Source organism: Myxococcales bacterium (genome assembly GCA_016717005.1).
Taxonomy (GTDB): Bacteria; Myxococcota_A; Polyangia; order Haliangiales; family Haliangiaceae; genus UBA2376.
In genome coordinates, this window is sequence record JADJUF010000024.1 from 1 (window position 1) to 14,896 (window position 14,896).

General features: G+C 75.2%; 10 protein-coding genes and 1 pseudogene. 3 read left to right on the forward strand and 8 right to left on the reverse strand.

Translation table 11 applies throughout. The features are described 5' to 3' along the window. The coding region (locus IPL61_20865; GenBank protein MBK9033684.1) for a hypothetical protein at positions 1–648 on the forward strand (648 nt) is incomplete at its 5' end. 199 nt (positions 649–847) lie between these two features. Here IPL61_20865 and hflX read toward each other — a convergent pair. Then, positions 848–2,515 carry a GTPase HflX gene (gene hflX, locus IPL61_20870; protein MBK9033685.1) on the reverse strand — a complete coding sequence of 556 codons (1,668 nt, stop codon included), beginning with the start codon at positions 2,513–2,515 and terminating at the stop codon, positions 848–850. A 99-nt stretch (positions 2,516–2,614) separates the two neighbouring features. On the opposite strand from hflX, the gene IPL61_20875 reads away from it, so the two are divergent. Next, positions 2,615–3,730 (forward strand): HD-GYP domain-containing protein, encoded by a 1,116-nt coding sequence (locus IPL61_20875; protein ID MBK9033686.1) that lies wholly within the window; start codon positions 2,615–2,617, stop codon positions 3,728–3,730. A 12-nt stretch (positions 3,731–3,742) separates the two neighbouring features. On the opposite strand, the pseudogene IPL61_20880 reads toward IPL61_20875, so the two are convergent. From IPL61_20880 to IPL61_20910, 7 genes and pseudogenes are all read right to left on the reverse strand, one after another. Next, a pseudogene (locus IPL61_20880) lies at positions 3,743–4,122 on the reverse strand (DUF2237 domain-containing protein). Positions 4,123–4,246: 124 nt separating this feature from the next. Then, entirely contained in the window at positions 4,247–7,642 is a 3,396-nt protein-coding gene (locus IPL61_20885; protein MBK9033687.1) for a hypothetical protein, read from the reverse strand. A gap of 245 nt (positions 7,643–7,887) precedes the next feature. Then, positions 7,888–8,643, reverse strand: a complete 756-nt coding sequence (locus IPL61_20890; protein ID MBK9033688.1) for a zf-HC2 domain-containing protein — start codon at positions 8,641–8,643, stop codon at positions 7,888–7,890. A gap of 2 nt (positions 8,644–8,645) precedes the next feature. Then, positions 8,646–9,299 (reverse strand): sigma-70 family RNA polymerase sigma factor, encoded by a 654-nt coding sequence (locus IPL61_20895; protein MBK9033689.1) that lies wholly within the window; start codon positions 9,297–9,299, stop codon positions 8,646–8,648. Between the two features lie 65 nt (positions 9,300–9,364). Next, the gene (ald, locus tag IPL61_20900) at positions 9,365–10,471 is read right to left on the reverse strand and encodes an alanine dehydrogenase (protein ID MBK9033690.1); all 1,107 of its coding nucleotides are present in this window, start codon (positions 10,469–10,471) and stop codon (positions 9,365–9,367) included. A gap of 169 nt (positions 10,472–10,640) precedes the next feature. Then, positions 10,641–12,977: a HEAT repeat domain-containing protein gene (locus IPL61_20905; GenBank protein MBK9033691.1), complete on the reverse strand. Its 2,337-nt coding sequence runs from the start codon at positions 12,975–12,977 to the stop codon at positions 10,641–10,643. Positions 12,978–13,047: 70 nt separating this feature from the next. After that, on the reverse strand, positions 13,048–13,476 hold the full coding sequence (locus IPL61_20910) for a VOC family protein (GenBank protein ID MBK9033692.1): 429 nt from the start codon (positions 13,474–13,476) through the stop codon (positions 13,048–13,050). A 37-nt stretch (positions 13,477–13,513) separates the two neighbouring features. Here IPL61_20910 and IPL61_20915 point away from each other — a divergent pair, with 37 nt between their 5' ends. Beyond that, positions 13,514–14,869, forward strand: coding sequence for a hypothetical protein (locus IPL61_20915; protein ID MBK9033693.1), 1,356 nt, complete (start codon positions 13,514–13,516; stop codon positions 14,867–14,869). Positions 14,870–14,896: the final 27 nt, after the last annotated feature.

Consider the following 14,896-nt stretch of genomic DNA (forward strand, 5'->3'; position numbering starts at 1 on the left):
ATCGAGCACACCGTGACCTGGACCGGCGCGCTGGCGCTGGGCGGCAAGGTCGACCTCCTCGCCGCCTTCCTGGCGGCGGCCCGGTTGACCCCGGCCGCGGTGACGCTGGACGTCCAGGCCGACGTCGATCCGACCGCGCCCGGCAAGGAGCGGATCGTCGCGGCCGGTGATCGGATCGCGCTCCTGACCGATCAGTTCTCGTTCGTGCAGCTGCCGGTGGCGCGCGCCCTCGACGTGCTCAAGGTCGAGCTCGTGGACCTGCGCGGCGACGCCACCCGGGTGATCGCGGCCCGGGTGCGGCAGCGCGGCGGCGGCGGCGTGCGCGACGTGCTGATGTTGTGGTCGGCGAGCCGCGGCCAGCTCGAGCCGATCGGCGCGGTCGAGATCGGCAAGGAGCAGGGCGACCGGCGGCTGGTGAGCACCTGGAAGGTGGCGCCGGGCAAGGCCTGGACCAAGGTGTCGGGCGGCGCCAGGCGCGTGCTCGAGGTCCGGGCCCAGGCGGCCGAGGGCTGGGACGAGGACAGCTACCAGGAGGCGCCAGCGCCCGACGCCGAGCCGATCCACGTGCCGTGGGACGACGATCGCATCGGCGGCGTGTTCTGGATCGGCCCCGACGGCAAGCTCGCGACCGCGCCGATCAAGCGCTGACCGGAGGGCGCACCTGCGCTGACCCGCTGCGCTGCGCCTCGTGCGCGATCGCTTCGTCGCGGCCTCGTCAACCCGGTAGCGGGCCCGCCGCGCCTCGACCTCGCGCACGATGCTGTGCGGTCCGAGATCAACCCAGGCGAGCCCTGGGGCCAGGGCACCCGAGCAGAGCGCGCGGCCGCCGGCTTGTTCCGGACGAAGTTCAGGCGTTGCGATCGACGGGCCGCGCGAACGCCTCGGCCTTGCCCTCGCGCCACAGCTCGCGCTCGATCGCCAGCAGCAGCGGCCCGAAGGTCGCGCGGTCGAGCGCCGACACGGCGAAGCCGCCGCCGTGCTGGGCGAGGTGGTCGGCGTCGGCGTCGCCGAGGCGGTCGACCTTGTTCCAGACCACCAGGCGCGGCTTCTCGGCCAGCGCCAGATCGACCAGGATGCCGTCGACCGCGGCCACGTGCTGGTCGCGATCGGGATCGCTGGCGTCGACGACCTGCACCAGCAGATCGGCGTCGGCCATCTCCTCGAGCGTGGCCGTGAACGCGGCCCGGAGATCGCGCGGCAGGTCGCGGATGAACCCGACCGTGTCGGTGAAGATGACCTCGCGCTCGTCGGGGAAGCGCAGCCGGCGGCTGACCGGGTCGAGCGTCGCGAACAGCTTGTTCTCGGCCCGGGTGGCGCCGTCGGTGAGCGCGTTGAGCAAGGTCGACTTGCCGGCGTTGGTGTAGCCGCACACCGCGACGATCGGCAGGCCGCGGCCAGTCCGGCGCTGGCGCCGGAGCCGGCGGTCGCCCGACAGCGCGGTCAGCTTCTTCTCGAGCAGGTGGATGCGATCGCGCGCGCGCCGGCGCGAGATCTCGAGCTTGGTCTCGCCGGGCCCGCGCCCGCCGATGCCGCCGGTCAGGCGCGACATCATCGTGTTCTTCTCGATCAGCCGCGGCAGCGTGTAGCGCAGCTGCGCCAGCTCGACCTGGAGCTTGCCGTCGGCGCTCTCGGCGTGCTGCGCGAAGATGTCGAGGATCAGCATCGTCCGGTCGATGACGCGCAGCTCGGTGGTCTCGCTGATGGCGCGGGCCTGGCCGGGCGTGAGGTCGTGATCGAAGACGACCAGCTCGACGCCGAGCTGCATCGCCCGCAGCAGGATCTCGTCGAGCTTGCCGCGCCCGACCAGGAACTTCGGGTCGACGGCGGGGCGGCGCTGCTCGAGCACGTCGGCCACCGCGACGCCGGCGGTGCGGCACAGCTCGTGGACCTCGGCGATCCGGGCCTCGGAGTCGGTGACCCGGCCGATCGCGACGTGGACCACCAGGGCCCGCTCGCGCGCAGTCGCGCCGCCGCGCCGCGCGACCTTGCCGTAGGCGCTCTCGAGGTCGGCGATCAGCGCGGTGAAGTCGATCGTCGGCGCGTGCACCGACTCGGGCGCCAGCTCCTGCCACGGCCGATCGCTGGGGCCGTCGGGCAGGAGGTGACCGGCGTGCAGGCGGCCGGGCCGACCGCCGCTGTCGACGACGATCGCCGCGACCAGGTCGAGCCGCAAGAGCGCGAGGTCGGTCAGGTCGTCGCGGGTCAGCGCCTCGCCGCGCAGGTGGGTGTGGACCAGGCGCAGGCCGCGGAAGCGCCCGGCGGCGCCGCGCAGGCGCCCGACGTCGGGCAGGACCAGCTTCGAGGCGTCGCCGACGACGACGTGGGTGATGCTGCCGCGGCGATCGATCAGCACGCCGACCTGGCGGTGCAGCTCGAACGCGAGCTCGCACATCGTCGTCGCCAGCTCGGCGCTGACGATCTCCGACGGGGTGACCCGCCGCCGGTACAGGCGCTCGAGCGCCTGGACCTGACTGGACTTGAGGCCGGCGATGTTGCCGGTGACCGCCTCGGACATACGCGGGCGGGACTATACGGCACGATACGGTTTTGTCCCGGCGTGTAGGTCGCGGGACGTGACCCGGACGAGGATCGACCCGGGCGGTATAGTCGACGGGTGCCGAGGTTCCGCGCGCTGGTGCTGCATCCCGACCGCGCGGTCATCGCCGAGCTGACCGACCTGCTGGCCCACCTCGATCTCGCCGTCGACGCGACCGACTCGGCGACCGACGCCAGCCGGCTGGTGCGGCTGAACCCGCCGCACGCGATCATCGCCGGTCACGCGCCGCCCGGCCTCGACGGCATCCGCTTCCTCGACGGCACCGTCGGGGCCGTGCCGGACGCGCTGCGCGTGCTGGTGGTCGAGTCGACCGCGGTCGGCGTCGAGCTCGAGACCCGCCCGCCCCACGCGCCGGCGATCGTCCGCTTCGTCGCCCGGGCCGGCGAGCGCACCCACCTGACCGCGCTGGTGGGCGAGGCGATCAAGCTCCTGGGGCTGGTCGAGGAGCAGCGCATGCTGGTCCGGCGCCTGGCCAGCGAGCACGAGCGGCTCAAGCGCCGCGGCACGCTGCTCGACGTGGTCGTCAAGGAGCGCACCAAGGAGCTCGAGGACAGCTACCTGCGCCTCAAGGAGGCCCACCGGCAAGCGCTGTTCGGCCTGGCCGAGGCGATCGAGGCCAAGGACCCGTACACCAAGGGCCACTGCGGGCGGGTCGCGGCCTACGCGCTGGTGCTGGCCAAGGAGGCGGGCTACCCCGAGGACGGCCTCGAGACGCTCGAGTTCGGCGCGTTCCTCCACGACATCGGCAAGATCGGCATCCGCGACGCGGTGCTGCTCAAGCCGGGCCCGCTCGACGAGGCCGAGTGGGTCCACATGCGCGAGCACCCGGTCAAGGGCCACGAGATCGCGCGCCGGATCGAGATCCTGCACCCGATCATGGCGGCGGTGCGCAACCACCACGAGCGCTGGGACGGCACCGGCTACCCCGATCGCATGAAGGGCGCCGACATCCCGCTGGCGGCGCGGATCGTGGCGATCGCCGACGCGTTCGACGCGATGGCCACCGATCGGCCCTACAAGGAGGGCCTGCCGCTGGCCGAGTGCGAGCGGCTCCTGCGCAAGAACTCCGGCACGATGTTCGACCCCGAGCTGATCGAGCTGTTCATCGCGCGCAAGGTCGGGTCGATCTACGAGGACGATCTCGGCGACCTCGACGGCCTCGGCGTCGAGTAGCGCCGTCGCGGGTCAGTTCAACGCGTCGCTGTCGAGCGCGTGGGCCAGGAGCGCCGCGCGCGGGACCACGTCGGCGGCGCGCTCGTGGGTGGCGGCGAGCACGACCGGCGGGGCGACGCCGGCGTCGAAGGCCTCCTGCCAGCGGGCGGCGCACAGGCACCAGCGGTCGCCGGGCCGCAGCCCCGGGAAGCCGCCCCGGGCGGTGCTCAGGTCGTTGCGCGCGCGCGGCTGAACTCGAGGAACTCGGCGGTGACCTGGGCGCACACGGTGTGGCTGCCGTGATCGGTGGCGTCGGTCTCGCAGCAGCCGGTCCGGAAGTACCCGGTGCGCGGGCGGTCCGAGCACAGCTCGAGCGGCCGGCCCAGGAGGTTGCGCTGCGGTGGTTCGCTCATGCCGCACCTTCTACCGCGGTTCGGCCGCGCGCGTCGCCCGGCCGTGGCTGCGCTCGGTCCCGACGGCCTATCGACGACCGCGCGCGCGGGGCTGGCGCGGATCACGCGCCGGCGCGGCTCAGGATCACGCCGCCGGCTTGGGATCGTCGAGGGCGGTCAGCGCGATCGCCAGCGCCTTCTTGGCGCGCAGGACCGTCGCCTCGTCGGTCTTGATCTTCTGGTAGGCCTTGAGGACCTGCTCCTGGTAGGTCGCGTTCTCGCGCTCGAGCTCGTCGAGCTGGGTCGCCTGCTCGGTCAGGCGCTGGTCGCGCGCGGTGATCGCGCCCTGGTGCTCGGTCAGCGCCTGGTCGCGGTCGGCGATCGCGGTCCGGGCGGCCGCGAGCTCGTCCTCGACGCGCTTGAGCGCGCCCCGGGCCGAGGTCAGGCCGCGCTCGAGCTCCTGGCGCTCGTGCTCGACCTCGTCGCGGGCGGCCGCCGTCGAGGCGATCTCGGCGCGGGCCGCGGCCAGCTCGCCCTGGACCGCCGCGGTCTCGGCGCGCGCGGTCGCCAGCTCGGCGCGGGTCGTCGTGAGCGCGCCGCGCAGCTCGAGCAGCTCGGCGCGGGCCGAGGTCAGCTCGGCGAGGGTCGTGGCCAGGTCCCCGGCGACCCGATCGCGCGCCGCCGTCGCCTCGGCCAGCTCGGCCGCGACCACGACCCGGCCCGCGTCGAGCTCGGCCAGGGCCGCGGCGTGGCGACGGCCCAGCTCGTCGCGCTCGCCGGCGAGGCGCGCCTCGAGCGACTGCTGCTCGGCCACCAGGCGGGCCTCGAGCTCGCGCAGCGCCTCGGCCTCGTGCGCGGCCAGCTCGGCCCGCGCGGTCGCGAGCTGCTCGTCGTGCGCGTCGCGGGCCGCGGCGGTCGCCTGCTCGTGCTCGAGGCGCAGGCGCGCGACGTGATCGCCGCGCACCGACTCGGCCTCGGCCTTGACCTCCTCGAGGGCGGCCTGGTGATCGGCCACCAGCTTGGCCACCGCCTGCTCGTGCAGCGTGCGCAGCTCGTCCTCGGTCGCGCGCGCGGCGTCGGCGCGGGCCGCGATCGCACGCTTGCTCTCGGCCTCGATCGCCGCGATCGCCTCGGACCGCTCGCGCACCACCTGATCGAAGGCGGCGTGGTGGCGGGCCTCGGCCTCGCGCAGCGCGTCCTCGCGCTGGGCCAGCGCGGTCGACAGCTCCTCGGCGCGCTCGCCGGCCTGGCGGGCCAGCGCGGCGTCGTGGGCGGCGGTCAGCTCGGCCAGCGCGGCCTCGCCCCGCTGGCGCTCGGCGGCGAGCGCGGCGTCGAGGGCGGCCGCGTGCTCGGCCGCGCGGGCCTGCAAGCGCGCCTCATGATCGGCGGTCGCGCCGGCGAGCGCGCCCGCGTGCTGCGCGGCCAGATCGGCCGCGACCGCGAGCATCGCGTTCTCGCGCTCGTGCGCGGCGTCGGCCTGCGCCGTGGCCACGGCCTGGACCGCCTCGGCGCGCGCCGTCGCCAGCGCCTGATCGGCCTCGACCCGGGCGCGCTCGCGCGCGGCCGCGTGCTCACGCTCGAGCTTGGTCAGCTGGGCCTGATGGCTGGTGGTCAGCTCGGCGATCTGGGCCTCGGCCTCGCGCCGGGCCGCGGTCGACTCGGCGTGCTGGCTGCGCGCGGCCTCGGCGTCGGCCGTGATCTTGGCCAGGCGCGCCTCGAGCGCGGTGATCCGGCTCCGGGCCTCGATCGCGGCCTGCTCGGCCGCCTCGGCGCGGTCGTTGTCGCCCAGCAGGCGGGCCTCGAGCTCGACGTTCTTGCTCTCGACCGCGGACTTGGCGTGCTGGAGCTGGCGGGTCTTCTCCCGCGCCTCGAGGACCTCGCGCTCCTTGTGCGACGCCTCGTCGCGCAAGCTCAAGAGCTCCTTGTCCTTGGACGCCAGCATCTCGCGCAGGTTCAGGAACTCGCGCTCGCGGCTGACCGGCTTGCTGGTCGGCTCGCTGGCCTTGGCCTTCTCGAGCTCGGCGCGCAGGCGCTGGTTGTCGCGCTCGAGCGTGTGCAGCTTCTGCAACGACTTGCGATCGTGCAGCCCCGACTGCTCGGCGTCGGCGCGCGCCGCGAGCTCGTCGAGGCCGAGGTCGACCAGGCCGTTGGGATCGATGGGCGGCGACGACGTCGTCGCCGAGGTGCGGCGCCGTGGCGGCTCGGTGAGGGCGGCCGCGATCGGCGTGGGCGCGGGCGGCGGCGGCGCGTCCGGGGGCGGCGGCGCGGCGGGGTCGTCGGGGAGCGGGGCCGGCTCGGTGACATAGCCCCGGGGCGGGGCCGGCTCGGTGACGAAGGCGCGCGCCGGCGGCGCCTCGATCGGCGGCGCCTCGACCTCGGGGATGACCGCGGCGAGCGGCTGTGGCGGCGGCGGTGGCGTGGTTGCGCGGCCCCGTGGTGGCGGCGGCGCGGTCGCGCGTCCACGCTTCGGCGGCGGCGCGGGCGCCTCCTCGACCGGGGGCACCTCCAGCGCCGGCTCGCTCAGACCCAGCGGCTCGAGATCGGTGAGGCTGAGCGACTGACTGACCGACTCGAACGACTCGAGCGGCTCCAGCGACTCGAGCGGGTCGAGCGGGTCGAGCGGGTCGAGCGACGCGCGTGGCGCGCGCGACTCGATCGGCTCCAGGGACTCGATCGGCTCCAGGGATTCGATCGGCTCCAGGGACTCGATCGGCTCCAGGGACTCGATCGGTTCCAGGGACTCGATGGGCGCGGGTGGCGCGAGCTCGATCGGTGGTGGCTCGGGCACGGGCGCGGGCACCGCGTCGGGCACGGGCTCCGGCACGGCCTCCGGCTCGGGAGGAGCGGCCTCGAACGGCTCGGGCTCGGGCAGCGGCGGCGGCGGCGCGGACGGCGGCGGCGGCGCGGACGGCGCCTTGGCCAGCGCCTCCTGGGCGACCTCGAACGGCATCGCGTCGGTCAGCGCGGCGAAGGCGGCGTCGGTCTCCGCGTCGATCAGGTCGTCGAACGCGTTGGCGGCGTGGACGGTGTGGGCGCCCTCGCTGAAGTCGTCGGCGTCGCCGAGATCGAGCGCGGCCTGGTCGACCTCGTCGACGAGGACGTCGTCGTCGATCGCGACCTCGTCGACCTCGATCGGGATCGCCAGCTCGCCGTCGCTGGTCAGATCGCCCAGCCCGATCAGGTTGTCGAGCTTGCCCAGGAGCTCGGCCGTCGAGAGCTCGCGCTTGTCGAGGTACTCGTCGGCGTGGACCTTGAGCTTGCGGTGCGCCGCGAACGCGTCGGGCGGCACCGAGGCCGTCACCAGGACGACGGGCACGTTGGCGGCGACGCCCTTCTTGGCCTTGTTGAAGGTCGCGTAGCCCCGCTTGTCGGGCTCGTCGACCGAGATGATCACCGCGACCACCTCGAGCTTGGCGACCTGCGCCAGGGCGTCGGGGCCGACGTCGACGACGATCGTGAAGCCGTACGGTCCGAGCTCTCGGGTGAGGAGGGCGTGGAAGTCGCGGTCCGGATCGATCAGCAGGATCGGGCGCTGGCTCATAGGGCGGCCAGGAAATTGTATCTGGTCGCACCGCGCGGCGCGCGGTTCGCGCCATCGAATCCCGCGAATGGGGCGCGCGGGCGCGCGTCAGCGTCGGGGCGCGCCGGGGTCGATGGGCGCGCGCACCGTCGGAGGCGGGCACGCGTGGGCGTCGGCGTCGGGGGCGTCGGCGTCGGCGTCGGGGCGTCGGCGGCGGGGCGTCGTCGGCGGCGGCGGGGCGTCCGCGTCGGGGGCCGTCGGGGGCGTCAGCGGCGGGGGTCGTCGGCGCCGATGCGCGCGATCAGCGGGGTCCCGCCGATGATCGCCTTCAGGTCGTTCAAGTTGAGGAGCGGCGACGACAGCCGGATGGCGCGGGGGCCATCGCGCACCACCAGCCCACCCTGGATCGCCCAGACGTCGTAGCCGCCGACGAGGATCCGCGTGCTGGGGTCAGCGTCGAGCCGGGCGGCGTCGTGCACGGTCGCGTAGAGGGGGATGCGCGCGTTCTCGGGCGTCACCAGCCAGTAGTTGAGCGTCGCGACGTCCTGACCGATGCGCTCGGTGCCGGTGAACTCGATCGTCAGGTCGTTGAGCACGAGCACGTCGGGCGAGTAGGCGTGGGGCGCGCCGACCTGGTGCTCGATGACCGGGCCGACCGCCGTGCGGGTGGTCGGCGCGTGCCGGCGGGGCGTCGTCGCGCCGCTGGTCGCGAACACCAGCAGCGCCGCGGCCGCGGCCAGCGCGGCGCTGGCCGGCAGCACCAGCGTGCGCCACGACGGTCGCCGGGCGCGGTCGGCTTGGTCGAGGGCCCGGCCCAGACGCGCGCGCAACAGCGCCGGCGCCGGCGGCGGCGCGAGCTGCTGGCGCAGGTCGTCGAGGAAGCCGCGGTCGCGCTCGACCAGGGTCCGGCAGGCCGGGCAGTCCATCAGGTGCAGCTCGACGTCCCGCAGCTCCTGCGCCGCGAGCTCGCCGTCGCACAGCATCATGGACAGCGTGTCGATGTCGTCGCAGAGCTTGAGCATGGTCACGACTTCTTGCGGCGGTAGGCTGCCAGATCGATCGGGGCGGCGCCCGTGCGATCGGCGGGGTTGGTGGTGGCGGCGTCCTCGCGCACGTAGCCCTCGGCCACCGCGAACGAGCGCAGCTGGGCTTCGAGCAGCCGCCGCCCGCGGAACAGGCGACTCATGACGGTGCCGACCGGACAGTCCATGGCGTCGGCGATCTCCTTGTAGGACAGGCCCTCGACGTCGCACAGCACGACGGCGGTGCGGAAGTCCGCGGGGAGGGCCTCGAGCGCGCGCTGCACGTCGTCGGACACCGACCGCTCGATCAGCGCCTTCTCGGGGCTCTGCTGGCTCGGCCGGAGCTCGTGGTGGAGCACGCCGTCGACCGCGTCCTGCTCGGCGGTCGCGGCGTCGAGCACCTCGCGCTGGCGGCGCCGGCGCTGGTACTCGTTGATGAACGTGTTCGTGAGGATCTTGAGCAGCCAGGCCTTGCAGTTCGAGTTGGCCTCGAACGTGTCCCAGAAGCGGTACGCCCGCAGCAGGGCCTCCTGCACCAGATCCTCGGCGTCGCGCGGGTTGCGGGCCAGCCGGAACGCGGCGCCGTAGAGCGCGTCGAGGTGGGGCAGGGCCACCGCCTCGAAGTCGCTCCGTCGCGCGCTCTTACCGGCCAGCATGTGTCTAGTGTACCGACCCCACCCGCCGCCGCATTCCCGGGAACTCGCCCCGGGACTTCAGATGGTTACGCCTTGTACGGGGTGTGCTCGACGCCGAGGGCCTCGGCCACGGCGGCGTGGGGCACGGTGCCGCGGTAGGTGTTGAGGCCGCTGATGAAGACCGGGTCTTCCTTGATCGCGCCCTCGAGGCCGCGATCGGCCAGCTTGACCGCGTACCGCATCGTGGCGTTGGTGAGCGCGTAGGTCGAGGTCCGCGGCACCGCGCCCGGCATGTTGGCCACGCCGTAGTGGATGACGTCGTGGACCACGTAGGTCGGCTTGTCGTGGTAGGTGACGCGCGCGGTCTCGACGCAGCCGCCCTGGTCGATCGACACGTCGACGATCACCGAGCCGGGCTCCATCTCCTTGATCATCGCCTCGGACACCAGCCGCGGCGCGCGCGCGCCGGGCAGCAGCACCGCGCCGATCACCAGATCGCTCTCGAGCACGCACCGCTCGATGTTGACCGGGTCGGAGTACTGGGTCGCGATGCGGCCGATGTAGACGTCGTCGAGGTACGCCAGCGTCTTCAGGTTGACGTCGAGGACGGTGACCGCGGCGCCGAGGCCGACCGCGATCTTGGTGGCGTTGGCGCCGACCACGCCGGCGCCGATGATCGTGACGCGGCCGCGGCGCACGCCCGGCACGCCGCCGAGGAGCACGCCCTTGCCGCCGCGCTCGCGCTCGAGGTAGGTCGCGCCGGCCTGGACCGCCATGCGGCCCGCGACCGCGCTCATCGGGGTCAGCAGCGGCAGATCGCCGGGGGTCGGCTCGATGGTCTCGTACGCGACGCCGTCGACGCCGCGCTTGAGCATCTCGTGGCCCAGCTCCTGGGCCGCGGCGAGGTGCAGGTACGTGAAGAGGATCTGGCCCTTCCGCATCAGCGGGTACTCGGGCGCGATCGGCTCCTTGACCTTGACGATCATGTCGGCCTCGCCCCACACCTCGTCGCGGGTCGGCACGATGCGCGCGCCGGCCTTGACGTAGTGATCGTCGGGGATGCTCGAGCCGATGCCCGCGCCCTGCTCGACGAGGACGGTGTGACCTCGACTGGTGAGAGTCGCTACGCCGGCCGGGGTCATGCCGACGCGAAACTCCTGGGTCTTGATTTCCTTGGGGACGCCGATGCGCATGTGGCGCGAACTATCGAGCCGGCGCCGCGTCGGAGTCAATGGCGCCGCCCGAGGACGCGCAGGCGATCACCGCGATCATTTCGCGCTGCGATGCGTCATGGCGGCGCCCGTGGCAACGTGTCGCTGACGACAGTCCCGATCCGCGCTGGCGTGACCGACCGCGCCGCGGTCAGCCGTCGCCGAAGGCCCAGCCGAAGCCGGTGCCGAACTGGGCCTGGTCGACCGCGGGCGTCAGCGCGTCGATCCGCGCCTGGGTCGCCGCGTCGACGGCGGCGCCGCGGCTGCGGAGCTGCTGGGCGGCGTTGACGCGTCGGGCCTCGCTCTGACGCTCGTCGGCGAGGAGGTCCGCCAGCGCCCGGTCGACGACCGCGCCGCCGTTGTACGACGCGCCGATCGCGGCCTGGGCGACCTGGTCGTCGGGATCGCGCATCAGCTGGGTCAGCGCGCTCTCGGCGCGCGGGTCGTCGAGCTGCGCCAGCGGCCACATCGCCGCGGCCCGGGCCTCGGGCGCGCCGGCGCGGGTCGCCGCGAGGATCGCGTCGGTCGCCGCGGCGGTGCCGAGCTGCCCCAGGGACGACAGCGCCGCGCCGCGCACCTGCTGATCGGGGTCGCGCGCGAGCGTGAGCAGGAGCTCGGCGCCGTGCGCGTCGCCGCCTTGGGCCAGGGCCTGGGCCGCGGCGGCGCGCACCTGGCTGTCGCTGGCGGTGGCGGCGCGCGCGAGCAGCGCGGCGCTGTCGGCGTTGCCGCGGTTGGCCAGCGCCCAGACCACGCTGCGGGCGGCGTCGGCGTCGCCGCTGGTGATCGCCGCGAGCGCCAGCTCGGCGCCCTCGGGCGCGCCGCTCGCGAGCAGCTGGTTGAGGGCCTGACCGCGGACCTGGGGCCCGCCGTCGCGAGCAGCGGCCACCAGCGCCGCGCGGACCTCGGGAGTGTTGCCGAGCTGCCCGAGCGCGCCGACCGCGGCCTGGGCGACGGCGGCGTCGTGGCTGGTGGCCGCGGCGAGGAGCGCCGCGCGGGCTGGCGCGGTGCCGACGCGGGCCAGCGTCCAGACCGCGGTGTTGGCCTCGTCGCGACGGCCGGTGGTCATCGCCTCGATCAGCAGCTGGGTCAGCGCCGGATCGTCGGGCCGCGCCTGGAGCGCCAGGTCGAGCGCCTGGGCGCGGGTCTGGCCGTGAGCGGTGCGCGCCACCTCGATCAGCGCCGTCGCGGCCGCGGGCGTGCCGGCGTCGGCGAGCGCGCGCAGCGCCGCGTAGCGCGCGGCGCGCGGGCCCTGGTTGGCCAGGTCGATCGCCAGCGCCAGCGCGTCGGGATCGCCCAGGCGCACCAGCTGCGGCAGCGCCAGATCGCGGTTGCGCGGCCCGCCGTGCCGGACGATCTCGCGCAGCGCGTCGGCGGCGTCATCGCCCTGGAGCTGGAGCAAGGCGGTGACCGCGGCCGAGGTGTCGACGTCGGTCGCCAGCGCCGCGCCGATCAGCGCCGCGCGGGCGTCGGGGCCGCCGAGCGTCAGCAGCGCTTGCGCGGCGGCGCCGGTGACGCTGGGATCGCCGGACTCGATCAGCTCGCCCAGGGCGGTCACGGCGTCGGCGCCGCCGACCTCGCCGAGCGCGGTGATCGCGGCCCACCGCGCCTGGGGGGCGCCGGTGCGGGCCACGCGCACCAAGAGCGGCAGCGCGCCGTCGCCGCGCGAGCGCGCGAGCGCGCCCACCGCCGCGGCCTGGGTCGCCGGGTCGCTCTGCTCGGCCAGGGCCGCGAGCGTGGCCAGGAGCTCGGGGTCGTCGATCGGCGGCAGGTGCGCGATCGCCTGGGCCCGGACGTGGCGGTCGTCGGCGCCGACCAGCGCGATCAGGTAGCCCTCGGCGGTCGCGGTGGCGATCCGCGCCAGGGCCTCGACCGCGGCGGTGGCGGCGCGGTGATCGTCGCCGCGCGCCAGCTCGGCCAGGCCGGCGGCCGCGTCGTCGCCGCCCATCTCGCCGAGCGCGTAGATCGCCGAGGTCTGGGCCGGGTCACCGATGGTGCCGGCCACCGCGAGCAGCGCGGCCCGGGCCTGGTCGCGGCCGGTCGAGCCCAGCGCGACGATCGCGCCGGTGCGCACGCGCGGGCGCTCGTCGTCGAGCAGCGCGACCAGCCGAGCCAACGCGCGATCGGTGCCGATCTTGCCGATCAGCGTCAGGATCGCCTCGGGGACCCCGGGCCGCCGATCGCCGATCATCGGCGCGAGCGCGTCGACCGCGGTGTCGGTGCCGACCACCGCGAGCTGCTCGAGCGGCGCCGCGAGCTGGCCGACGGTGCGCGCGGCCTGGACCTGGGCGATCAGCCGCTCCTCCGACAGCCCGAGCGTGCGCGCGGCGACGCGGATCGGGCGGCGCGGCGTCGGATCGCCGGCGGCCTGGGCGTGGGTGGCGGCCTGGCGGGCGGGGGGCGCGCCGCGGCGCTGCCAGGCCAGGGTGGTGACGAGGGTCGTGGCCGCGAGGGCGGCGCACGCGAGCTTCCAGCGCGTGTTCGATGGCACGGTGACTCCCAAGGAGGAATGCCCAGGGAGTGTCAGACGCACGACCCGAGGTGTCGGTCTGATCGACCGGTCACCACTCGCCGACGTTGGCCATCGTCGACCACGGCTCCCGCGGCGCCAGGGCGTCGCCGCGCTGGAGCAGCTCGACCGAGATCAGGTCGGGCGAGCGCACGAACGCCATGCGGCCGTCGCGGGGCGGGCGGCTGATGACGTAGCCGAGGTCGCGCAGGTGCTGGCAGGCGGCGTAGATGTCGTCGACCTCGTACGCGAGGTGGCCGAAGTTGCGGCCGCCGGGGTAGGGCTCGACCTGATCCCAGTTGTGCGTGAGCTCGACCTGCGGGCCGTCGTCCTCGGTCGGGTCGGCGCTGAGGAACACCAGCGTGAAGCGGCCGGCCTCGTAGTCGCGGCGCCGGACCTCGCGCAGGCCCAGGCCCTCGCAGAAGAAGCGCAAGGTCGCCGTGAGATCGCGCACGCGGATCATGGTGTGCAGGTAGCGCATGCGTGCAGTCTGGCACGGGCCCGCATACAGTCGACGGATGCGCCGAGCGCTCGCCGCAGGCCTGCCGGTGATGGTGCTCGGGTGCGCGGAGCCCGCGCCGCCGCAGGTGCGCGCGCACTACCAGGTCGAGCTGGTCGAGGGCCAGGGCTGCGCCGCGGATGGCTGCGCCGCGCGTTGCGACGCCAGCGGCTGCACCGACGGCCGTCGGCCGGCGCTGCTGGTGCTCGACACCAGCGCGCGCATCGACGAGGTCCGCGCGGCGATCGCCGGCGTCGACGTGCCGGTGACCGTCGACGTGCTGGCGCGGACGACCGGCGCGGTCGACCGCACGGCGGTCGCGGTCCGGATCCCGGTGTCGACGGCGCTGGCGCCCGCGCGCTACCCGCTGGTCGTGACGCTCACCGCCGGCGGCGACGCGACGACGGTCGAGCTGGTCGCCGAGGGCCTGGGCGAGCTGGTGCTCGGGTCGGTGAACCCGTGGACCCAGGGGCGCTACGCCAGCGCGATCGTCCCGACGGCGATCGTGGCCGGGTTCGGCAGCGATGAGCCGATCGTCATCGAGACCACCAGCGACATCGTGCTGGCCGGCGTCGTGTCCGCCGACGCCACCGCCGCGCGGCCAGGTCCCGGCGGCTGCCGCGCGCTGGCCGGGCTCGAGCGCCCGTGCGGCGACGGCGACGGCGGCGGCTCGGCGACCGACGCCGGCGGTGGCGGCGGCTTCGGCACGGCGGGCGCCGGCGCGCTCGGCGGCGCCGCGACCGGGACCCCGACGCTGGTGCCGCTGGGGCCGGGCCGGTTGCCGGCGGACGACAACCGCGGCCACGCCGGCGGCGCGCACGGCGCCGCGCTCGGCGGCCACGGCGGCGGCTCGGTGCTGCTGGCGGCGTCGGGGCGGATCGGCTTCGGCCAGTTCGCGCGGGTGACCGCGCGCGGCGGCGAGCCGGCGCCCGCGGTGGGCCCCCGGGGCGGCGGCGGCTCCGGCGGCGCGGTGATCCTGCAGGCCCAGGCCGGCTTCGACCTCGTCGACGCCGCGGCCGAGATCGTCGACGTCCGCGGCGGCCTCGGCGCGGGGCTGGGCCGGGTCCGCCTCGACGGCCCCGAGCCGCGGCCGGCGGCGCCGGCGGCCTGGCGCGGTCCCAGCTGGCAGGGGGCGCCGCTGGTGCTCGCCGACGGGGCGGCGCTGACGCTCGCGCTCGATCCGCGCCAGGTCGAGCCGATCGAGATCGAGATCGGCGAGGACGGCGCGACCGCGACCTGCGCGCCGATCGCGGGCGCGTGCACGTTCACGCCGGCGCTGTCGGTCGGGGTCACGCGGCTGTGCGCGAAGGCGACCGCCGCGGCCACCGCGGCGTTGCCCGAGAACCGCGCGTGCGTCGACGTCGCGCGGCTGTGATCGTCGCCCCGCGCGACGACCGGTAGT

What these genes read in the sequence shown, in the direction of transcription:
- IPL61_20885 (MBK9033687.1), bottom strand. Translation starts at nt 7,642, where the DNA reads ATGAGCCAGCGCCCGATCCTGCTGATCGATCCGGACCGCGACTTCCAC.
- IPL61_20890 (MBK9033688.1), bottom strand. Translation starts at nt 8,643, where the DNA reads ATGCTCAAGCTCTGCGACGACATCGACACGCTGTCCATGATGCTGTGC.
- hflX (MBK9033685.1), bottom strand. Translation starts at nt 2,515, where the DNA reads ATGTCCGAGGCGGTCACCGGCAACATCGCCGGCCTCAAGTCCAGTCAG.
- IPL61_20910 (MBK9033692.1), bottom strand. Translation starts at nt 13,476, where the DNA reads ATGCGCTACCTGCACACCATGATCCGCGTGCGCGATCTCACGGCGACC.
- IPL61_20895 (MBK9033689.1), bottom strand. Translation starts at nt 9,299, where the DNA reads ATGCTGGCCGGTAAGAGCGCGCGACGGAGCGACTTCGAGGCGGTGGCC.
- ald (MBK9033690.1), bottom strand. Translation starts at nt 10,471, where the DNA reads ATGCGCATCGGCGTCCCCAAGGAAATCAAGACCCAGGAGTTTCGCGTC.
- IPL61_20915 (MBK9033693.1), top strand. Translation starts at nt 13,514, where the DNA reads ATGCGCCGAGCGCTCGCCGCAGGCCTGCCGGTGATGGTGCTCGGGTGC.